The organism is Rhizobium sp. BG4 (genome assembly GCF_016864575.1).
Classification (GTDB): Bacteria; Pseudomonadota; Alphaproteobacteria; order Rhizobiales; family Rhizobiaceae; genus Rhizobium.
Map to the genome: position 1 here is coordinate 1915375 of NZ_CP044125.1, position 21969 is coordinate 1937343.

The window sequence follows — 21969 nt, forward strand, 5'->3', positions numbered from 1 at the left end:
CGGGAGGGGCAGAGAAAGACGGCCAGATCGTGCGAAGCCATGCCTTGAGATAGGGCTTAAACCGTTTCGCATCGAAAAATCGGCCGCAATAACTTCTTTCGACAACACTGCATTGCCGTTCATGCGGCAGTCATATTTGCCGGTGCAAAAGGCTAGCCAAAATTACCATAACTTCGTTTGGATCCAGAACCGAACCCATGTCAATTTCCAATCCGTCTCCGAGCCCGTCGCGCGATTCCGAAGTGAAGCAGATCGATCATAACGACTCGATCCGTTCGACCTACCTCTCCATCGAAGACATCAAGGCGATGGGCGAAGCAGTCGCCCGCAGCGGGGCGGATTCGCTTCCTGCCTTCGCGCCTTTCGACTTCTTCGCGCGGCACAAGGAGAACGAGAAGGAGATCCTGCGGGTCTACCGGACGACGGCCGCGGATGTGGAATCGGGCGAGACCATCACGCCCGCTGCGGAATGGCTGCTGGATAATCACTACATCGTCGAAGAGGCGATCCAGGAAGTCCGCCGCGACTTTCCGCGCCGTTTCTACCGCGAACTGCCGACCGTCAATGTCGGCGGCACGCAGGTGCCGCGCACGCTCGTGCTCGCCTGGCTCTATGTCGCCCATACACACAGCACGGTCTCGCAGGAAAGCCTGACGGCGCTGGTTGACGGCTTCCAGCAGGTCGAGACGCTGAAGATCGGCGAGCTCTGGGCGGTGCCGTCGCTGGTGCGCTACGTGCTCGTCGAAAACCTCCGCCGCATCTCGAGCCGCGTCGAGCGCAGCCGGCGCATGCGCCGCCGCGCCAATGAGGCTGCCGACGAGCTCGTGCGTCTCGCCGATCCGGCCAAGGCTGCCGAATATCTGAAGTCGCTGGAGACGCTGGCCGAGGACAATACGTTCTCGACGCAGTTCCTCTACCGCATGCGTGATGGCTCGCAATCCTCAAGCCTGGCGATCGCCTGGCTGGACGACCGTCTTGCCTCGCTCGGCCGCGACACCGAAGAAGCGACGATGGCGGAGCATAGCCGCCTGTCTTCGGGCAACGTGACGATGGGCAACATCATTCGCAGCCTGCGCGAGATCGACGATACCGAATGGTCCGTCTGGGTCGAGCAGGTCAGCCATGTCGACAAGCTGCTCTGGGACAAGTCGGATTACGGCATTCTCGATTCCGGCTCGCGAAACAAATATCGCAAGCAGATCGAAAAGCTCGCCAAGCGCTCGCCGCTGACCGAAATGGAAGTGGCGCAGCTGGCTCTCGACATGACGGAGGAGGCCAAGGCTTCCGACGAGCCGCAGCCGCATGAGCCGAATGTCGGCGGATTCCTGGCCGGCATGCATCGGCCGAAATTCGAGGTGCGGGCCAATTACCGCCCGACGCTCGTCCAGCATTTCGTCCGCACCGTCCGCAAGTTCAACTGGCTGTCGATCGCCGTGCCCGTGGCGCTGCTGACGATCCTGGCGATGGTCATCGTCGGCAAGTTCATGGCGAATGCCGGCATGAGCCCGGCGGAGATCATCGTTCTCCTGATCATGTTTTCGCTACCGGCTTCGGAAGGCGCGACGGGTCTTTTCAATACCGTGCTATCCTTCTTCGTGACGCCGTCGCGTCTCGTCGGCTATGAGTTCAAGGAAGGCATTCCGGAAGACGCGCGCACGCTCGTCGTCGTTCCCTGCCTGATTTCCAATCGCGACAGTGTCGATGAACTCGTCCGCAATCTCGAGGTCCACTATCTCGCGAACCCGCGCGGTGAGATCTATTATTCGCTGCTCAGCGATTGGCCGGACAGCCAGGTCGAGGAAACCGCCAACGATCTCGAAGTGCTGGACTATGCCCGCCGCGAGATTGCGAACCTCTCGGCCCGCTACGCCTTCGATGGCAAGACCCGCTTCTACCTGCTGCACCGCCGTCGCCTCTACAATCCGGCCGAAGGCGCCTGGATGGGCTGGGAGCGCAAGCGCGGCAAGCTGCATGAGCTGAACATGCTGCTGCGCGGCGACAGCGATACGACCTATCTGCCGGGCGCCAACATCGTTCCTGAAAACGTCCAGTATGTCATGACGCTCGATGCCGACACGCGCCTGATGCGCGATGCGGTCACCAAGCTTGTCGGCAAGCTCTACCATCCGATCAACCGTCCGGTTCTGAACCCGAAAACCGGCCGTGTGGAAAGCGGTTACGGCGTTCTGCAGCCGCGCGTCACGCCGTCGCTGACGACGGGCAAGGATGCCTCGGTCTTCCAGCGCGTCTTCTCGATCAACCGCGGTCTCGACCCCTATGTCTTCACGGTTTCCGACGTCTATCAGGACCTCGCAGGCGAAGGCACGTTTACGGGCAAAGGCCTCTATCACGTCGACGCCTTCGAGGCGTCGCTGAAGGGTCGTATCGACGAGAACTCGGTTCTCAGCCACGACCTTCTCGAAGGCTCCATGGCGCGCTGCGCGCTCGTCACCGATCTGGAGCTCGTCGAAGACTTCCCGATCCGCTACGAAGTCGAAACCTCGCGCCAGCATCGCTGGGCGCGTGGCGACTGGCAGCTGCTGCCTTACATGTTCAATCCGAAATACGGCGTCACCGCGCTCGGCCGCTGGAAGATGTTCGACAACCTGCGCCGCTCGCTGACGCCGATCGCCTGGTTCTTTGCGTCGGTTCTCGGCTGGTATTTCATGGGCCCGCTCGGCGCGCTCGTCTGGCAGATCCTGCTGATCTTCTGCCTGTTTGTTGCGCCGACCTTGTCGCTCATCAACGGCATCATTCCGCGCACCAGCGATATCGTCGCGCGCGCTCATCTTTACACTGTCTGGTCGGATATCCGGGCTGCCAACGCGCAAGTGGCGCTGCGTATCGTCTTTATCGCCGATACCGCCTGCATGATGGCCGATGCCATTGGCCGTTCGCTCTACCGCCTGTTCGTCAGCCACAAGCTGATGCTGCAATGGCGCACCGCCGCCAGCGTTCAGGCTGGCAAGCAGGGCACGATCAGCTCCTATTACAAGGCGATGTGGCATGCTCCGGTTCTGGCCGTGCTCGCCCTCGCCTTCGCGGCACTTTCGGGCGATAGCGCCTTCCTCGTCGGCATTCCGTTTGCCGTTCTCTGGATCCTCTCGCCGCTCGTTGCCTACTACGTGAGCCAGTCGGCAGAGACCGAAGACCGGCTCGAAGTGGCCGAGAAGGACTCGATCGAGCTCCGTAAGATCGCCCGCCGCACCTGGCGCTATTTCGACACGTTCACGACGGCCGAGCAGAACCATCTGCCGCCTGACAACGTGCAGGAGACGCCACATGTGATCGTCGCGACCCGTACGTCGCCGACCAATATTGGCGTCTATCTTCTCTCGGTCGTCTCAGGCCGCCAGTTCGGCTGGTTCTCCTTCGAGGAGACGATTGACCGGCTGGAGAAGACGATCGCCACCATCGACAAGATGGAGAAGTACCGTGGTCACCTCTACAACTGGTATCACACTGATACACTGCAGACGCTTGGCCCGCGCTACGTCTCGGCCGTCGACAGCGGTAACCTTGCCGGTCACCTGATTGCCGTCTCATCCGCCTGCCGCAACTGGGCGGAAGCGCCGTCGGCACATATGCAGGGCAATCTCGATGGCGTCGGCGATACCGCCGGCATTCTCGGCGAAGTGCTGGCCGATTTGCCTGACGATCGCAAGACCGTGCGTCCGCTGCGCCGCCGTCTGGAAGAGCGCATCATCGGCTTCCAGAACGCCCTTGCCGCCGTCAAACGCGAGCATGAGTTCGCCTCGATCCGCGTCATCAACCTTGCGGTTCTCGCACGCGATATCCAGAAGCTCGCCGCCAACCTCGACCACGAAGTCAAGTCGTCGCTCAGCGGCGAACTGACCCGCTGGGCCGAGCAGCTGGTGAAGGTCTGCGAAGCGCATATTTCCGACAGCACCTACGATCTGTCGAATATCGATCCGCTGCGTCCGCGCCTGATCGCTCTCCGCGACAAGGCCCGTGACCTGGCCTTCTCGATGGACTTCTCGTTCCTGTTCCGTCCGGAGCGGCGTCTTCTGTCGATCGGCTACCGCGTCGAAAGCGGCGAGCTCGACCAGGCCTGCTACGACCTTCTGGCGTCGGAATGCCGCCTGACTTCGCTCTTCGGTATCGCCAAGGGCGACCTGCCGACGGAGCACTGGTACCGCCTGGGACGTCAGGTCGTTCCCGTGGGTTCGCGCGGCGCGCTGGTCTCCTGGTCCGGCTCGATGTTCGAATACCTGATGCCGCCGCTCGTCATGCAGGAGCGCGGTGGTGGTATTCTCAACCAGACCAACAATCTCGTGATCGTCGAGCAGATGAATTACGGCCGCAAGCTGGGCGTTCCGTGGGGTATCTCGGAAGCGGCCTTCAATGCCCGCGACCATAACATGAACTACCAGTACACCAACTTCGGTGTGCCGACGCTCGGCCTGAAGCGTGGTCTCGGCCACAACGCCGTCATCGCGCCCTACGCATCGATCCTTGCCAGCCAGTACGATCCGAAGGCAGCCCTCGAAAACCTTGAGCGCCTGCGCGGTCTCGGCGCGCTCGGCAAGTACGGCTTCCATGACGCTGTCGACTTCACGCCGACCCGCGTTCCGGAAGGCAAGAAATGCGCGGTGGTCTATAACTACTATGCCCACCACCATGGCATGTCGATTGCGGCTGTCGCCAACGTCGCCTTCAACGGCCACCTGCGCGAGCTCTTCCATTCCGATCCGGTGATCGAAGCCGCCGAACTGCTGCTGCAGGAAAAGGCGCCGCGCGACATCCCGGTGATGAGCGGCAAGCACGAGTCGGATACGCCTGCCAGCATCCAGGACGACCTGCTGCGTCCGGAACTGCGCAAAATCGCCGACCCGCTGTCGCGCGACCGCGAGCTCGTGTTCCTGTCGAACGGCCATTATTCGATGATGCTGACGGCGACCGGCGCCGGCTATGCCCGCTGGAACGGCCAGTCCGTGACCCGCTGGAAGCCCGATCCGACCGAAGACCGCTGGGGCAGCTTCATCTTCCTGCGCGACACCGCCACCAACGAATGGTGGTCGGCGACCGCGGAGCCGAAGAGCGTCGAAGGCGAAAAGGTCAATGTGCTCTTTGCCGATGAAAAGGCGGAGTTCACCAAGATCGTCGGCGATCTGACGAGCGAAGTCGAATGCATCGTCGCCACCGAGCATGATGCCGAAGGCCGCCGCCTGACGCTGCTCAACATGGGCACCGAAGACCGGTTCATCGAGGTCACCTCCTATATGGAGCCGGTGATCACCACCGATGATACGGACAATGCTCACCCGGCCTTTGCCCGCATGTTCGTCAAGACCGACTTCGGCAAGCGCGGTGACGTCATCCGCGCCGAGCGCAACAAGCGCGACCCGAATGAAGCGAACATGAGCATCGCGCATCTGATCGTCGACAGCGCCGGTCCGCAGCGCCAGACCGAGTTCGAAACCGATCGTCGCAAGTTCCTCGGCCGTGGCCGCAGCCTTGCCGATGCGGCTGCATTCGATCCGGGCGCGACGCTGTCCGGCAGCGAAGGCTTCACGCTCGATCCGATCCTGTCGCTGCGCCGCACGGTTCGCGTGCCGGCCGGCAAGAAGGTTATCGTGATCTTCTGGACCATCGCTGCGCCGAGCCGCGACGACGTGGACAAGGCCGTCGAGCGCTATCGTCACGCCGATGCCTTCCAGCACGAGCTGGTGCAGGCATGGACGCGCACGCAGGTGCAGATGCGCCATGTCGGCGTCACCTCGCAGCAGGCTGCCGCCTTCCAGCATCTCGGCCGTCATCTCGTCTATCCGGATATGGATATGCGCTCCGACGCCTCGGTTCAGGCCGGCATGGCATCGCAGTCGTCGCTCTGGCCGCTGGCGATTTCGGGCGACTTCCCGATCTTCATGCTGCGCATCAACGACGACATGGATCTCGATATCGTTCGCGAAGCGCTGCTGGCGCAGGAATATCTGCGCTCGCGTGGCGTCACCGCCGATCTCGTGATCATGAATGAGCGCGCCTCCTCCTATGCCCAGGATATGCAGCACGCTGTCGACCAGATGTGCGAAAACGTCCGCCGCATGGGCCAGGCCGATGGTCTGCGCCAGCATATCTTTGCCGTGCGCAAGGACCTGATGGAGGAAACGACCTATCACGCGCTGATGGCCGCTGCCCGCGTCACCTTCCATGCGAAGAACGGCAAGGTACTTGATCAGATCAACCGCGCCATCGCGCTCCGCTCGCCCTCCAAGGAAGAGCAGGAAGAGATGCAGAAGGCTGCCGAGCGCAGCAAGATGACGGCAACGAAGCGTATCGCGCCGGTCATCAAGCCGCGCCCCCTGCCTGCCGAAATCGAAGAGCAGGGCGATCTGGACTTCTGGAACGGCTTTGGCGGCTTTGCCCGCGACGGCCGCGAGTATGTCGTTCGCCTCGCCGGCGGCACGGCAACGCCGCAGCCGTGGATCAACGTGATCTCGAACGACAAGTTCGGCTTCCACGTTTCGGCCGAAGGCGCCGGCTTCACATGGTCGGTCAACTCGCGCGACTATCAGCTGACCAGCTGGTCGAACGATGCCGTCGTCAACCGTTCGGGCGAAGCGATCTATGTCGCCGATCTCGACAACAATGACATCCTGACGCCCTATGCCGGTCTGTCGCAGCGCGCCGATGCGCGTTTCGAAACCCGCCACGGTCTCGGCTACTCGGTCTTCTCCAGCGAGCAGAACGATATCGCCATGGAGGTCACCCAGACCGTCCATCGCGAAAAGCCGGTCAAGATGCAGCGCGTTCGCCTGCGCAACAACGGCGCCGGCGCCCGCAAGCTCAGGCTCTACGGCTATGTAGAGTGGGTACTCGGCAACAATCCGCAGCGCACCGTTCCCTTCATCCTGTCCTCGGCGGATGAGGAAACCGGAACGCTGTTTGCCGGCAACCAATACAGCATCGATTTCTCGAACAGGGTGGCCTTCTTCGGCGCCAGCGAGAAGCCTTCGAGCTTCGGCACCAGCCGCCGCGAGTTCATCGGCAAGGCCGGTACGATCCAGGCGCCGCAGGCGCTGAAGCCCTCCGTTCCACTCTCCGGCTCGAACGAGCTCGATGGTGATCCGGCCGCTGTGCTGGCAATCGACATCACGCTGGCACCGGGTGAAGCACGCGACGTCACCTTCTTCATGGGCGATACCGCGTCCAGGGATGAAGCGGCAGCGCTTGCGAAGGAAATCCGGTCGGCCAGCATCGAGGATGCCGTTCAGGCAAACCGCGACTTCTGGCAGGGCTTTACCGGCAAGGTGCAGATTACGACTCCCGATCAGGGTATGAACAATCTCATCAATGCCTGGCTGCCCTATCAGAGCCTCGGCTGCCGTATCATGGCGCGTTCGGCCTTCTATCAGGCAAGTGGTGCCTTCGGCTTCCGCGACCAGCTGCAGGATACCCTGGCATTCGTGCTGCAAGAGCCTTCGCTGGCCCGTAACCAGATCGTCAACGCCGCCTCGCGGCAGTTCCGTGAAGGTGACGTCCAGCATTGGTGGCTGCCGGGAACGGGGGCGGGCGTCCGCACGCTGATCTCGGATGATGTCGTCTGGCTTGCTTACGGTATCCACCACTATTGCAGCGTCACCGGCGACAAGACCGTGCTCGACGAGCAGCTGCCGTTCCTTGAAGGACCGGCGCTGCTCGAAGGACAGCATGACTCATTCTACAAGCCCGAGATTTCCGAGGACAAGGCGAGCATCTACGAGCATGCCGCTCTCGCCCTCGACCTAGCAATCAAGCGGACCGGCTCGAACGGCATGCCGCTGATCCTCGGCGGCGACTGGAACGACGGCATGAACCGCGTCGGCATCCATGGACAGGGCACGAGCGTCTGGCTCGGCTGGTTCCTCGCCGGTGCGCTTCGCTCCTTCACGCCTTATGCCGAAGAACGCGGCGACAAGGCGCGCGTTGAACGCTGGACCAAGCATCTCGGCGAACTCAAGACGGCTCTCGAAAGCGCTGGCTGGGATGGCGGCTACTATCGCCGCGGCACGTTCGACGACGGCAGCCTGCTGGGCTCGAAGGAAAGCCTGGAATGCCAGATCGATTCGATCGCGCAGTCCTGGAGTGTGCTCTCGGGCGAAGGCAATCCTGATCATGCTAAGACGGCGATGGATGCGGTTCTGAGCCGTCTCGTCGATCGCGACACGCGCATCATCCGGCTGTTCACTCCGCCTTTCGCGACCTCGGCCAAGGATCCGGGCTATATCAAGGCCTATCCTCCGGGCGTTCGCGAGAACGGAGGCCAGTACACGCATGCTGCGACCTGGGTGGTCATGGCGCTGGCGGAGATGAACCGCGGCGACGATGCGCTCGCCTGCTTCGATCTGCTCAACCCGATCACGCATTCGCGCGACAAGAGTTCTGCCGAGCACTATCGCGTCGAGCCCTATACGATCGCGGCTGACGTCTATGGCGAAGGCGCTCTCAAGGGACGCGGCGGCTGGACCTGGTATACGGGATCGGCTGGCTGGCTCTATCGCGCCGCCGTCGAAGGCATCCTCGGAATCCGGCTGAAGGACGGGCGCCTGTTCGTTCGTCCGGCGCTCCCGAGCAGCTGGGATGGCTTCTCTGCAGAGGTCGAACATTCCGGTGTGAAATACCGCATTTCGGTCTCAAAATCGTCCCAACCCGGCGGCTACAGTCTGGCCATCAACGGCAACGACATCGCCAATCCCTCTGAGGGATATCCGGTCGGATAGCAGCATTCTTCAAGCTCACACTCCGGCGATTCGTTGCGGCCAAAAGGGAAACCTTTTGGCCGCAACTGCGTTTGCAAATCGGAACCAGGAGAGACATTCATGGCGACTACGCCGGAAAAGACGATCGGCGCTGAGCGCGTGTCACCGTCCGCGGCCCGGCCGCAACGCGATACAAGACTGGATGTATTGCGCGGGCTGGCCCTGATCACGATCTTCATCAATCACGTCCCCGGGCAGATTTTCGAATATGTGACGACGAAGAACTTCGGCTTCTCCGATGCTGCCGAAGCCTTCGTGCTGATCTCGGGTATTGCCGTCGGCCTTGCCTATGGATCGGGCTTCAAGTTCGGCCGCAGGCTGGAGATGGCGAAGAAGGCCGTCAAGCGCGCCTTCACGCTCTATCTTGCCCATATGATCACCACCTTCATCACGCTGGCGCTGTTCATCTGCGGCGCCTGGCTGTTCCATCGGCCGGGGCTGCTGGTGGAGATCAATATCCTGGCGGTGCTGACCAACCTCAAGGAAGGTATTCCGGCGCTGCTGCTGCTCGGCCATCAGATCGGCTACAACAACATCCTGCCGATGTATGGCGCGCTGATGCTGATGGTGCCGATCATCCTGCTGCTGAACTCTTGGCACCCCTTGCTGGCGCTTACTGTCTCGGGCACCGTATGGTTCGTCTCGGGCATCTACCAGATCGCCCCGCACAACATGATCATCGCCGACTACTGGTTCCTGAACCCGCTGTCGTGGCAGTTCATCTTCACGATCGGCATTGTCGGCATGATGCATGTGAAGCGTGGCGGCAGGCTGCCGCGCCATCCCGTCCTGTTCATGCTTGCATCGGGCTATGTGGCGCTGTCCTTTGCCTGGGTCGTCGGTCATCTCTGGGATCTCGGTAATGCGCTGGCGGCGCTTGGCCTGCCCGCCGTTCTCACCGGCTTCGACAAGACCTTCCTGTCGCTGCCGCGTCTGCTGCATGTGCTGGCGCTGACCTATCTGGTCATCAATATCCCGGCTCTGTCGCGTCTGCTACGTCGTCCGGCTGATCATCCGCTGACGATCCTTGGCCGCCACTCGCTGAACATCTTCGTTGCCGGCACGATCCTGGCGATGGCTGGTCAGGTGCTGCTCTATGTCACCAATCGCGACCAGTTTATCGGCCCGATGTTCGTGATCGCCGGTCTTTCGGCCCAGTTCGCCTATGCCTACCATCTGGAGCGCAAGCGCCTGGATGCGAAGGTGAAGCCGGTGATGGCGCGCACGGCGGTGCCGGTCGCCATCCGGGTCGGCGATGGCCGGAAATAAGCTGCAGGGATCGATGTGGTGCCAATGGCCGGCGGGGCTCTCTCCGCCGGCTACTTTTTATGCGCGAGAATGTTGATGTGGCGGCCGAAGGGATCGCGGACATAGAAGCGGCGGACTCCCCACGGCTCGTCGGCGGGGCCATAGACGATCTCGAAGTCTGCCTTCCTGATGTCTTCAAGCACGGCATCGACATCATCCACCTCGATGGAGAGATCGGGCACATCCGTACCGGACCCGCCCTCGCTGGCGATGCTGACTTGCACCTGCATGGCAGTGGCATTGCCATAGGTGACGATCCAGCCGTGATCCATCAGCAGATCGAGCCCAAGGATGTCGCCGTAGAAGCGCTGCGCCAGCGACAGGTCACCGGCGGCGATGTTGGTGATGATGCGGCGAACGGCCAAAGCTGCTTCCTCCGCGCCAAATGCGCGGAGCCGATGCTAGCGGCTTTCACCATGCGATTAAAGCATTGGGAGTGCTTGGAATCACCTGCGTGATGCCTGTGATCACCGGCCGGTTATGTGAGGCATCGAGCTAGCTCTTGCGAACTGCTCAGAGTGCTAGATCGCGCGATCAATCCGGCGACCGCGAAGCAGCGGTATCGGAAGTGAGCCTTAGGCTAAGGAGCACGCAAACCAGAGCGCAAAAGAAAAGGCCGGAAGGTGATCCTTCCGGCCTTTGCATTTCGGTGCGGCTGTCGCCTTATGCAGCTTCGGTGGCGTGTGCTTTGCGGACTTCGTCGTCCGTGAGGATGCCGCTGGCGCGGAGCAGGGCGGCGAAGCGGCCGTTGCTCTGGCTGAGCTCGTCGAAGCTGCCCTGCTCGACGATCCGGCCATTGTCGAGGAACAGCACCTTGTCGGCCTCCCGGACCGTCGACAGACGGTGGGCGATGATGAAGGTGGTGCGGTTCTGGCGCAGGTTGTCGATGGCGGCCTTCACGCGATTTTCCGTTTCGACGTCGAGCGCGCTGGTCGCCTCGTCGAGCACGAGGATCGGCGCGTCCTTCAGGATGGCGCGGGCGATCGCGATACGCTGACGCTCACCACCCGAGAGACGGTTGCCGCGCTCGCCGACATGCGTGTCGTACTGGTCTTCGCGCGTCTCGATGAAGTCGGCAGCTGCAGCAGCTTCCGCTGCCTGGCGCATTTCTTCCTCGCTGGCGCCCTCGCGGCCGAGGCGGATGTTGTCACTGATCGAACGATTCAGCAGACCGGCATCCTGGAACACGGTTGCGATGAAGCGGCGCAGCGACTTGCGGGTCACCTTGGTGATGTCATGGCCATCGACGAGGATCTGGCCGCTGTCGGGGTCGTAGACGCGCTGCAGCAGGTTGACGAGCGTCGTCTTGCCGGCGCCGGTCGGGCCGACGATCGCGATCGTCTGGCCGGCCTTGGCCTTGAAGTTGACGTTGTGCAGGCCCTGCGACGAGTTACCGAAGCCGAAGGAGACGTCGCGGAATTCGACTTCGCCCTTGACGTCCTTGATGTCGGCATTGCCGGCAGGCTCTTCACGGTCACGAACGGAGTCTTCGAGGACATAGAAGTCTTCGAGCTTCGAGCGGGCTTCAAAAATCTGCGTGGCGAACTGGCGCATCTGGTCGAGACGCGAGATCAGCAGGTTGGCAAAGCCGATGAAGGCAATGACGTCACCGATCTTGATTTCGCCAGCCTGCACCAGCAGCGTGCCGATGACGAGGATGACCATCATGGCGATCGTGGAAGCCATGCGATTCAGCGCGCCGGCAATAGCCCACCAGTCGAGAACCGGATACTGGGCCTGCAGAAGGCGATCAGTAAAGCCCTTCAGAGCCTTGGTTTCAGCTTCGATACGGTTGTAGCTGTGCAGCACCGAAACGTTGCTGATCGAGTCGCTGACATGCGAAAAGACGGTGTGGTAGTGGTTTTCGACCGAAGCCTGACCATCCTTCGTGCGGCTCATGACCACACGGCCGATCGCCCAGTAGGCTGCGCCGAGCACCAGCAGCACGATCGACAGGCGATAGTCCATCGAGATGGCGGTCGGGATCAGCAGGCCGATAGCGACAGCAGTCGCAAGGTGGTTGCGCATGAATTCGAGCCAGAGGCCGAACAGCGTCTCGCAGGCGCGCAGCAGCGTATGCAGCGCGTTGGACGTGCCACGCTGATGATGCCAGGAGAGCGGCATGGAAATGATGCGGCCGAAGGCTTCGGTCAGAAGCGTGGCGCGCCGGCCATGCGCCAGCCTGTCAGCCTCGCGGGCGACGAGCACGAAGGCGATGGTGTTGAAGACGGCGAAACCGGCCCACATGAACAGGATCGGCTTCACTTCGCCCTTGCCGGAGATGGCATCGATAATGCGGCCGAAGAGGATCGGTTCCGCGATGGTGATGGCTGCCAGAACAATGTTGGCAACGACCACCAGGGATACGCGGAGCTTGTAGGCGCCAAGGTAGCGCAAAGCTCTTGCATAGACCTTGAATAGCGACACAGCAGTACCTCTTTTGTGCATCTGCAAAACGGGATGCTGCGACGCTACTAAAATCTACCTGAACCGGCGATTAACACCGCGTTCACGCACCGCTTTTTTCGACATTGTGACAGCAGGGTGCGACGAGATGACATCGGTTGAAAACTGTTCAATGGACAACAGTCGTGACAATTTTCGCTTGCATTTGGAAGGTCATACGTCACACCATAAAGCATACGGGTTAAAATGATTAAACCGAAGACCGTTGAGATGCCGGCTGCGTTTTTTGCCGGTCGACGGCCCTCAACCGCACGCCCTTTTCGGGCAGGGGGCATTTGTGAATATTCATTCGTTGATTCAATTGCTTGTCGTTATCGAGGAATGCAAGAAGATCGAACGTGTGGTCGAGGAGCTTGAGAATGTTCTGCATTCCTATGGCTTTGAATATTTCGTTCTTCTGCGTCACCCGAAGCGCAGCGTCGATCCCTGGGGCGCCGTGCTCGCCGGCGACTGGCCGGAGAAATGGACGCAGGTTTATGCAACCAAGAAATATTTCCTGATCGATCCGACCGTTCGCTATCTCGGACAGACGAGCCGCCCCTTCCGCTGGCAGGAAGCGCTCGCCGCCTATCGCCGAGACCCGCATCAGCGCCGGATGGAGCAGATGATGAACGACGCTGCCCAGCATGGGCTGAGCGATGGCTATGTGCTTCCCGTCCACGGCCGCAGCGGTCTGCTCGGCAGCCTCAGCATCGGCGGCGTGCCCGTCGATCTGTCTCCGGTGGAGCTTTCGCTGTTTTGCACCGTGACGCACAAGGCCTTCTGGCGGCTCTTGGAATTGCGGGGCGAGGCGGAGGCTTTGGACAGCCCGACGCTGATGGAAACGCCGCTGACACGGCGCGAACTGGAGATCCTGCATTATCTCGCCGACGGCATGACCTCGATCGAGATCAGCAAGTTGCTGAGCATCTCCAACCACACCGTCGACTGGTACATGAACGGAATTCAGGACAAACTGAAGGCCAAAAACCGCCAGCAGGCCGTCGCTTTGGCCTTTAGATACGGCTTAATTACCTGATGGCGGAGAAATTCTATTTCGTGGCGGCAAGGGAAATTGAACTTTCTGTAACAGCACGTTAAGAATTCTCTTCGCGGGTGCAGCATTGCCCGCGTCCCGTGCTTTGAGGAGAGTGCATTGCCCATATCCAAGATTCTTGTCGCCAACCGCTCCGAAATTGCCATCCGCGTGTTCCGCGCGGCCAACGAGCTCGGGATAAAAACGGTCGCGATATGGGCAGAGGAAGACAAACTCGCGCTGCACCGCTTCAAGGCGGACGAAAGCTATCAGGTCGGCCGCGGGCCGCATCTCGAGCGTGATCTCGGGCCGATCGAGAGCTATCTGTCGATCGATGAAGTGATCCGTGTTGCCAAGCTATCCGGCGCTGACGCCATTCATCCAGGCTACGGCCTGCTGTCGGAAAGCCCTGAATTCGTCGATGCCTGCAACAAGGCGGGCATCACCTTCATCGGTCCGCGGGCCGATACGATGCGCCAGCTCGGCAACAAGGTTGCAGCGCGCAATCTGGCGATCTCCGTCGGCGTTCCCGTTGTTCCGGCAACCGAGCCGCTTCCCGACGACATGAAGGAAGTTGCCCGCATGGCCGAGGAGATCGGCTATCCGGTGATGCTGAAGGCGTCCTGGGGCGGCGGTGGCCGCGGTATGCGCGCGATCCGCGATCCGAAGGATCTCGCCCGCGAAGTGACCGAAGCCAAGCGCGAAGCGATGGCCGCCTTCGGCAAGGACGAGGTCTATCTCGAAAAGCTCGTCGAGCGCGCCCGCCACGTCGAAAGCCAGATCCTTGGCGATACGCATGGCAATGTCGTGCATCTCTTCGAGCGCGATTGCTCCATCCAGCGCCGTAACCAGAAGGTCGTCGAGCGCGCGCCGGCACCTTATCTCAGCGAAGCGCAGCGCCAGGAGCTCGCCGCCTACTCGCTGAAGATCGCCGAGGCGACCAACTATGTCGGCGCCGGCACTGTCGAATATCTGATGGATGCCGATACCGGCAAATTCTACTTCATCGAAGTCAATCCGCGCATCCAGGTCGAGCACACGGTCACCGAAGTTGTCACCGGCATCGATATCGTCAAGGCGCAGATCCATATTCTCGATGGCTTTGCGATCGGCACCCCTGAGTCGGGCGTGCCCAAGCAGGCCGATATCCGCCTCAACGGTCATGCGCTGCAGTGCCGCATCACCACCGAGGATCCGGAGCATAACTTCATTCCGGATTATGGCCGTATCACCGCCTACCGCTCGGCATCGGGCTTCGGTATCCGGCTTGACGGCGGCACGTCTTATTCGGGCGCGATCATCACGCGGTATTACGATCCGCTGCTCGTCAAGGTAACGGCCTGGGCGCCGAACCCGTCGGAAGCGATCTCGCGTATGGACCGCGCGCTGCGCGAATTCCGTATCCGCGGCGTCGCCACCAACCTGACCTTCCTGGAAGCGATCATCACGCATCCGAAGTTCCGCGATAACAGCTACACGACGCGCTTCATCGACTCGACGCCGGAGCTCTTCCAGCAGGTCAAGCGCCAGGACCGCGCCACCAAGCTCCTGACCTATTTGGCCGATGTGACCGTCAACGGTCATCCGGAAGCCAAGGACCGGCCGAAGCCCTCGGCCGACATTGCCGAGCCGGTCGTTCCCTATATCGAAGGCGGCAAGGTGCCGGATGGCACCAAGCAGCTGCTGGACAAGCTAGGCCCAAAGAAGTTCGGCGAGTGGATGCGCAACGAGAAGCGCGTGCTGATGACCGACACGACGATGCGTGACGGCCACCAGTCGCTGCTGGCAACGCGCATGCGCACTTATGACATTGCCCGGATCGCCAGCACCTATGCCCAGGCGCTGCCGAACCTCTTGTCGCTGGAGTGCTGGGGTGGCGCGACCTTCGACGTCTCCATGCGCTTCCTGACGGAAGATCCCTGGGAGCGTCTGTCGCAGGTGCGCGAGGCCGCGCCGAACCTGCTTCTGCAGATGCTGCTGCGCGGCGCCAACGGCGTCGGCTACAAGAACTACCCCGACAATGTCGTCAAATACTTCGTCCGCCAGGCCGCTGCCGGCGGTATCGACCTCTTCCGCGTTTTCGACTGCCTGAACTGGGTCGAGAACATGCGCGTCTCGATGGATGCGGTTGCCGAAGAGAACAAGCTTTGCGAAGCGGCGATCTGCTATACCGGCGATATCCTGAACTCGGCGCGCCCGAAATACGATCTGAAGTATTACACGGATCTCGCCGTCCAGCTGGAAAAGGCCGGTGCGCATATCATCGCGCTGAAGGACATGGCGGGCCTCCTGAAGCCCGCCGCTGCCAAGGTTCTGTTCAAGGCGCTGCGCGAAGCGACCAGCCTGCCGATCCACTTCCACACGCATGATACCTCGGGTATCGCCGCCGCGACTGTTCTCGCCGCTGTCGATGCCGGTGTCGATGCTGTCGATGCGGCGATGGATGCGCTTTCGGGCAATACCTCGCAGCCCTGCCTCGGCTCGATCGTCGAAGCGCTGCGTGGTTCCGAGCGGGATCCGGGCCTCGATCCGGAATGGATCCGCCGCATTTCCTTCTATTGGGAAGCGGTGCGCCACCAGTACGCGGCCTTCGAGAGCGATCTCAAGGGTCCGGCATCCGAAGTCTACCTGCACGAAATGCCGGGTGGCCAGTTCACCAACCTCAAGGAACAGGCCCGCTCGCTCGGTCTCGAGACCCGCTGGCACAAGGTGGCGCAGGCCTATGCCGATGCCAACCAGATGTTCGGCGATATCGTCAAGGTGACGCCGTCCTCCAAGGTGGTCGGCGACATGGCGCTGATGATGGTGAGCCAGGACCTGACGGTCGCCGATGTCATCAATCCGGACAAGGAAGTGTCCTTCCCTGAATCTGTTGTCTCGATGCTGAAGGGCGACCTCGGTCAGCCGCCGTCGGGCTGGCCGGAAGCGCTGCAGAAGAAGGCGCTGAAGGGCGATGCACCCTATACGGTCCGTCCGGGCTCGCTGCTTGAAGACGCCGATCTCGATGCCGAGCGCAAGGCGATCGAAACCAAGCTGGAGCGTGAGGTCACCGACTTCGAATTTGCTTCCTACCTGATGTATCCGAAGGTCTTCACCGACTTCGCCTTTGCATCGGATACCTATGGCCCGGTCTCGGTTCTGCCGACGCCTGCCTATTTCTACGGTCTCGGTGACGGCGAAGAGCTGTTTGCCGATATCGAGAAGGGTAAGACGCTGGTCATCGTCAATCAGGCGATGAGCGGTACCGACAGCCAGGGCATGGTCACCGTGTTCTTCGAACTCAATGGCCAGCCGCGCCGCATCAAGGTGCCGGATCGCGCCCATGGCGCATCGGGTGCCGCTGCCCGCCGCAAGGCGGAGCCTGGCAACGCCGCCCATGTCGGCGCGCCGATGCCGGGCGTCATATCCCGCGTCTTCGTCTCGCCCGGCCAGGCGATCAATGCCGGCGACGTGCTCGTCTCGATTGAGGCGATGAAGATGGAAACGGCGATCCACGCCGAGAAGGACGGCACGATTGCCGAAGTGCTCGTCAAGGCCGGCGATCAGATCGATGCCAAGGACCTGTTGGTCACCTACTCGGCCTAAAGATTTGAGGGGCGGGCCTCAGGCCCGCCCTTTTCATTTGAAGAGTGCGGCCGCCTAGATATCGTAGGTATGGGCGGCGTTGATCGTCGAGATGAAGCGCTTGGTGCGCTCGCGTTCTGGTGCGGTGAAGATCGATCTGGCGCTGCCGGTCTCGACCACGCTTCCGGCTTCCAGGAAGACGACGTTGTTGGCGATCTTCGAGGCAAGGCGCAGGTCATGCGTCGCCATCACCATCGTCGTGCCTTCGCTGGCGAGCTTGCCGAGAACGTCGACGACTTCGGCAGACAGTTCCGGATCGAGCGCCGAGGTCGGCTCGTCGCAGAGCAGGACGCGAGGCGAAGGGGCGAGGGCGCGTGCGATTGCGACGCGCTGCTGCTGGCCGCCCGAGAGCGTTGCCGGCCAGGCGTCGGCCTTATGCGCCATGCCGACCTTGGTGAGCAGCTCCATGGCGCGTTCGCGGGACTTTTCCTTCGGCCAGCGCAGAACCGTGACGAGGCCTTCCATGACGTTTTCGATCGCGGTCTGATGCGGGAAGAGCTGGAAGTTCTGGAAGACCATGCCAGTCTGGCGGCGGATGCGCTGGATGGCCTGCCAGCCGGTCTTCTTGCCCGGCGCGAAGTCGAGCTTCTCGTCGCCGATACGGATTGCGCCCGCAGTCGGGATCTCAAGCAGGTTGATGCAGCGCAGCAGGGTGCTCTTGCCGCCGCCGGAAGGGCCGACGAGCGCGGTGACGCTACCTTCGGGAATGCTGATGCTGATATCCTTGAGGATGACGGCGTCGCCGAAGCGCTTTTCGATGTTGGAGAGCTCGATCACGAATTTGCCTCCAGCGTGCCGCCATAGCGGGCGAAGCGGCGTTCGAGCCTGACTTGCAGTGCCGAAAGCACCGAACTCAGGACGAGATAGATGAGAGCCGCCTCGATATAGAGGATCAGCGGTTCATAGGTCGTGGCGACGATGCGCTGGGCGGCCTGGAAGAGCTCGGGCACGGTAATCGCCGCTGCGAGCGAGGTATCCTTGACCAGCGAGATGAAGGTGTTCGACAGCGGCGGCACCGCGACGCGGGCAGCCTGCGGCAGGATGGTGCGGGTCATCGCCTGGCGCCAGTTCATGCCGATCGAATAGGCTGCTTCCCACTGGCCTTTCGGGACCGATGAGATGACGGCGCGGATGATTTCGGAGCTGTAGGCGCCGATATTCAGCGTGAAGCCGATCAGAGCTGCCGGGAAGGCATCGAGGAGAATGCCGATGCTCGGAAGGCCGTAGAAAATGACGAAGAGCTGGACGAGCAGCGGCGTGCCGCGAATGATCCAGACATAGAAGCGGGCGATCGCCCTGAATGGCGCCGGGCCGAACAGCCGGGCAACGGCGGTCAGCAACCCGAGGGCAAGCCCGAAGACAAAGGAAAGAAGCGTCAGCGGAATGGTGAACTTGATGCCGCCCCACAGGAGCGTCGGCAGCGATTCCACCATCAATTGGAGCCAGTGCGGCACGGGTATTCCCTCTCACGGGTTATGCGTTGACGTGGAATACCCCTCCCCAACCCCTCCCCACAAGGGGGAGGAGTTCGGAGGAAGCGCCGTTCAGGCATAAATCGACCCTATCCGCCTTGGCCTTGGTGCTCGTTTCGAGAAGTGGCCAATAAAAAGCCCCTCCTGCTCGTGGAGGAGGGGCTGGGGAAGGGTCTGCTTCTAGCAGCCAGACTTACTTGGAAACGTCCTGACCGAAATACTTGTCGGCGATCTTCTTGTAGGTGCCGTCGGCCTTGATATCGACCAGGGCCTTGTTGATCGCTTCAAGCAGTTCCGGCTCACCCTTGCGGATGATGATGCCGGAGTAGTCGGCATTTTCCTGCTGGGCAACGATCTTCACCGGAGCGTCGGGCTTGTGCTTCTTGAAGTCGAGGAAGGAGAGGCTGTCGTTGACGGTCGCGTCAGCGCGCTTGGTCAGAACGAGCTGGATCGACTGGTCGAAACCGTCGGTGCCGACGAGTTCTGCGCCGGCCTGTTCAGCAAGCTTGCCGAAGTTGCTGGTCAGCGACTGTGCGGACTTCTTGCCCTTGAGGTCGGCGAAGGACTTGATGCTGTCGTCGTCCGAACGGGCGATCAGTACGGCCTTGGAGGCGATGTAGGGCTCGGAGAAGTCGTACTTCTGCTTGCGGGCGTCGGTGATGCCGACCTGATTGATGACGGTGTCGTAACGGTTGGCATCGAGACCGGCGATCAGGCCATCCCACTTGCCTTCGACGAACTCGGCCTTGACGCCGAGCTTGGCGGCGACGGCTTCGCCGATTTCGACGTCGAAGCCGACGAGCTTGTTGCTGTCGTCATGGTAGGTGAAGGGCGCGTAGGTGCCTTCCGTGCCGATCTTCAGGACGCCAGCCGACTTGATGGCGGCGAGGTTTTCGCCAGCGTGAGCTGCGAAGGCTGCTGCGGAGATCAGGGCTGCGGCGGCAATGGTCTTCAGGATTTTCATTTTTCTGTTCCGTAAGGGGAGGAAATTCAATGCTGCATAGATCGCAGAAAATAGGGCGTGGCGAAGCGTAGAAAACTGCAAAGAAAATCGGCAACTGCGAATATTTTTCTCATTTGCCGCGTTTTTGGCGCGGCTTGTTTCAGAGCGTCAATAAACGTGTGCCGCACCCGCTATTGCACGCCTGCGATTATATGTTTATGCACGTTTCTATCTGTTTGTGCCGATTATTGTCTGGAGCAAGGATGAACGTGAACGAAATGTTGCTGCGCGAGCGGCAGGGAATGATTTCCGTCAAGCTGGAGACGCATGGACGCGTGCTGGCGGCTGAACTTGCGAGCGAATTCGGGGTGTCCGAAGATACAATCCGCCGGGATTTGCGCGAGATGGCCGCGGCCGGGCTTTGCGAGCGCGTCTATGGCGGCGCTTTGCCGGTTTCGCCGGCGGGCGGCAGCCTGAAGCAGCGAATGAGCGTCGCCTTCGAGCGCAAGCAATCGCTAGCGCAGGCCGCGGTTTCGCAGATCAAGGCGGGATCGACGGTGTTCTTCGATGCCGGCAGCACCAATCTGGCGATCGCCAATGCGCTTTCGCAGGACATGGCGCTGACGGCTGCGACCAATGCCCCGGCGATTGCCGCGGCTCTGCTCGACAAGGCGGGCGTCAACGTCATCCTGATCGGCGGCCAGATCGACCGCCAGGTCGGCGGGGCGCTTGGCGCCAAGGCGCTGCGCGACATGGAGCAGTTGTCACCCGATCTCTGCGTGCTCGGCGCCTGCGGCGTCGATCTGGAAGCGGGTGTCACAACCTTCGGGTTCGAGGATGCCGAGTTCAAGCGGTTTGCCGCCTCGAAAAGCCGCCGGGTGCTGGTGGCGGCGACATCGGAGAAATTCGGCACGGCTGCGCCGCATAGCGTGCTGCCGGTTGCCCACTGCGAATGCCTTGTCGTGGAGCATGATGCCGACGAGACCCTGCTTGCCGCCTATCGCGAGCGGGGTGCCGGACCGTGCAGGCGGCGGCGAACTGAATATGGAACGGCCTGCTGGCATGCAGGCGGTAATGGGATGAGACGGGATAATGGATAATCAACTACATGCGGCTGCTCAGGCGCAGCGCGGCTTCTTTCCGAAAAGCCGGATCGCGGTTTCGCTGCTGTTTCTCATGAATGGCTTCCTGGTCGGCTGCTGGGCGCCGAAGATTCCGGAATTTGCAGAGCGGCTTGCGATCACCAAGTTCGAGCTCGGACTGATGATCCTGGTCTTCGGTCTGGGATCGCTGACGATGATGCCGATCGCCGGGGCGAAGATCGCCAAGCATGGTTCGCGCGTCGTGACATTGGCCATGGCCGTCTGCCTGCTGCCGATCCTGCTCGCCTTGACCGTGGCGCCGAATGTCATCACCGGCGGTATCGCGCTCTTCCTGTTCGGCGGTTTCGTCGGCGCCATGGACGTCGCTATGAATGCCAATGCGGTTGCTGTCGAGAAGTCGATGCGCCGGGCGATCATGTCGTCCTGCCACGCGTTCTGGAGCCTCGGCGGCCTGATCGGCTCGGGGCTTGGCGGTCTCTTGATCTCCAAGATCGGCGTGCTCGGTCATGCGGGTCTTGCGACTGCTCTTGCGGTTGCCTTCCTGGCGATTGCCTGGCCGATGGTGCTTTCCGATCCGCCGCATCCGGATGAGAAGAAGGAAAAAACCCGGCTGCCGATGGTGCCGCTGCCCTGGCTGCTCGGCCTGATGGCATTGTTCTCGATGGTTCCGGAAGGTGCCGTTCTCGATTGGGGCGCGCTCTATCTGCGCCAGGAAATGGGCGCTTCCGTTGCGCTCTCCGGCTTCGGCTTTGCCGCCTTCTCGCTGACCATGGCCGCCATGCGCTTTGCCGGCGATATGGTGCGCGACCGCTTCGGCGGTGTGAAGACGCTGCGGGTCTGCACGCTGTTTGCGATCACGGGCATGCTGATTGCCGGTTTTGCGCCGAGCGCCGAGCTTGCCATTGTCGGCTTCGCTTTCTGCGGCATCGGCATCTCGAACATGGTGCCGATCGCCTTCTCGGCGGCCGGCAACGTGCCCGGGCTTAAGCCGGGGATCGGCATCTCTGTCGTCACCACGATGGGCTATTCGGGCATGCTGGTGGCACCCTCGGCGATCGGCTTCGTTGCCGAGCATGTCGGCTTCTCCACGGTGTTCCTCGCGCTGCCGGTGCTGCTCGTCGTCGTGCTGATCTTTTCGAAGCTGGCACGTTATGCCGACGGTGCTTCGGGCGGCGGCCACTGAGGCCGCCAAGCAAAAGTGAAGCGCGGGGCGGTTGACAAGGCAGCGGGCATGATCCACCTGAAAGGCACGATTTCCAAAGGGTTCAAGAGCTCTATC

11 protein-coding genes are annotated in these 21969 nt (G+C 61.6%); 6 read left to right on the forward strand and 5 right to left on the reverse strand.

Annotated features, from left to right (window positions below):
• Nucleotides 1–197: 197 nt before the first annotated feature.
• Nucleotides 198–8720, forward strand: a complete 8523-nt coding sequence (locus F2982_RS09865; RefSeq protein WP_203429943.1) for a glucoamylase family protein — start codon at nucleotides 198–200, stop codon at nucleotides 8718–8720.
• 99 nt (nucleotides 8721–8819) lie between these two features.
• The gene (opgC, locus tag F2982_RS09870; protein WP_203429944.1) at nucleotides 8820–10028 is read left to right on the forward strand and encodes an OpgC domain-containing protein; all 1209 of its coding nucleotides are present in this window, start codon (nucleotides 8820–8822) and stop codon (nucleotides 10026–10028) included.
• A 50-nt stretch (nucleotides 10029–10078) separates the two neighbouring features.
• Here opgC and F2982_RS09875 read toward each other — a convergent pair whose 3' ends face one another.
• On the reverse strand, nucleotides 10079–10432 hold the full coding sequence (locus F2982_RS09875) for a VOC family protein (protein ID WP_203429945.1): 354 nt from the start codon (nucleotides 10430–10432) through the stop codon (nucleotides 10079–10081).
• A gap of 298 nt (nucleotides 10433–10730) precedes the next feature.
• On the reverse strand, nucleotides 10731–12494 hold the full coding sequence (locus F2982_RS09880) for a glucan ABC transporter ATP-binding protein/ permease (protein WP_130283081.1): 1764 nt from the start codon (nucleotides 12492–12494) through the stop codon (nucleotides 10731–10733).
• A 316-nt stretch (nucleotides 12495–12810) separates the two neighbouring features.
• Between F2982_RS09880 and F2982_RS09885 the strand changes: the two genes are divergently transcribed.
• Together F2982_RS09885 and pyc are read left to right on the forward strand one after the other, a co-directional pair.
• Complete coding sequence (locus F2982_RS09885; RefSeq protein WP_112718209.1) at nucleotides 12811–13551, forward strand: LuxR family transcriptional regulator; 741 nt, start codon at nucleotides 12811–12813, stop codon at nucleotides 13549–13551.
• Nucleotides 13552–13668: 117 nt separating this feature from the next.
• On the forward strand, nucleotides 13669–17133 hold the full coding sequence (gene pyc / locus F2982_RS09890) for a pyruvate carboxylase (protein ID WP_203429946.1): 3465 nt from the start codon (nucleotides 13669–13671) through the stop codon (nucleotides 17131–17133).
• A gap of 54 nt (nucleotides 17134–17187) precedes the next feature.
• Here the strand turns inward: pyc and F2982_RS09895 are convergent, their stop codons facing one another.
• From F2982_RS09895 to F2982_RS09905, 3 genes are all read right to left on the reverse strand, one after another.
• Nucleotides 17188–17949 carry an amino acid ABC transporter ATP-binding protein gene (locus F2982_RS09895; RefSeq protein WP_203429947.1) on the reverse strand — a complete coding sequence of 254 codons (762 nt, stop codon included), beginning with the start codon at nucleotides 17947–17949 and terminating at the stop codon, nucleotides 17188–17190.
• Nucleotides 17946–18626: an amino acid ABC transporter permease gene (locus tag F2982_RS09900; protein ID WP_199627960.1), complete on the reverse strand. Its 681-nt coding sequence runs from the start codon at nucleotides 18624–18626 to the stop codon at nucleotides 17946–17948. The genes F2982_RS09895 and F2982_RS09900 overlap by 4 nt, the downstream gene beginning before the upstream one ends.
• A 211-nt stretch (nucleotides 18627–18837) precedes the next feature.
• On the reverse strand, nucleotides 18838–19608 hold the full coding sequence (locus tag F2982_RS09905; RefSeq protein ID WP_112718217.1) for an amino acid ABC transporter substrate-binding protein: 771 nt from the start codon (nucleotides 19606–19608) through the stop codon (nucleotides 18838–18840).
• Between the two features lie 242 nt (nucleotides 19609–19850).
• Between F2982_RS09905 and F2982_RS09910 the strand changes: the two genes are divergently transcribed.
• Nucleotides 19851–20687, forward strand: a complete 837-nt coding sequence (locus F2982_RS09910; RefSeq protein WP_246777533.1) for a DeoR/GlpR family DNA-binding transcription regulator — start codon at nucleotides 19851–19853, stop codon at nucleotides 20685–20687.
• Nucleotides 20680–21873, forward strand: a complete 1194-nt coding sequence (locus F2982_RS09915) for an MFS transporter (RefSeq protein ID WP_112718219.1) — start codon at nucleotides 20680–20682, stop codon at nucleotides 21871–21873. The genes F2982_RS09910 and F2982_RS09915 overlap by 8 nt, the downstream gene beginning before the upstream one ends.
• Nucleotides 21874–21969: the final 96 nt, after the last annotated feature.

Bases quoted from the DNA above. Each gene is read 5' to 3' on its own strand.
- F2982_RS09865 (WP_203429943.1), top strand. From the start codon at position 198: ATGTCAATTTCCAATCCGTCTCCGAGCCCGTCGCGCGATTCCGAAGTG.
- F2982_RS09905 (WP_112718217.1), bottom strand. From the start codon at position 19,608: ATGAAAATCCTGAAGACCATTGCCGCCGCAGCCCTGATCTCCGCAGCA.
- opgC (WP_203429944.1), top strand. From the start codon at position 8,820: ATGGCGACTACGCCGGAAAAGACGATCGGCGCTGAGCGCGTGTCACCG.
- F2982_RS09915 (WP_112718219.1), top strand. From the start codon at position 20,680: ATGGATAATCAACTACATGCGGCTGCTCAGGCGCAGCGCGGCTTCTTT.
- F2982_RS09910 (WP_246777533.1), top strand. From the start codon at position 19,851: ATGAACGTGAACGAAATGTTGCTGCGCGAGCGGCAGGGAATGATTTCC.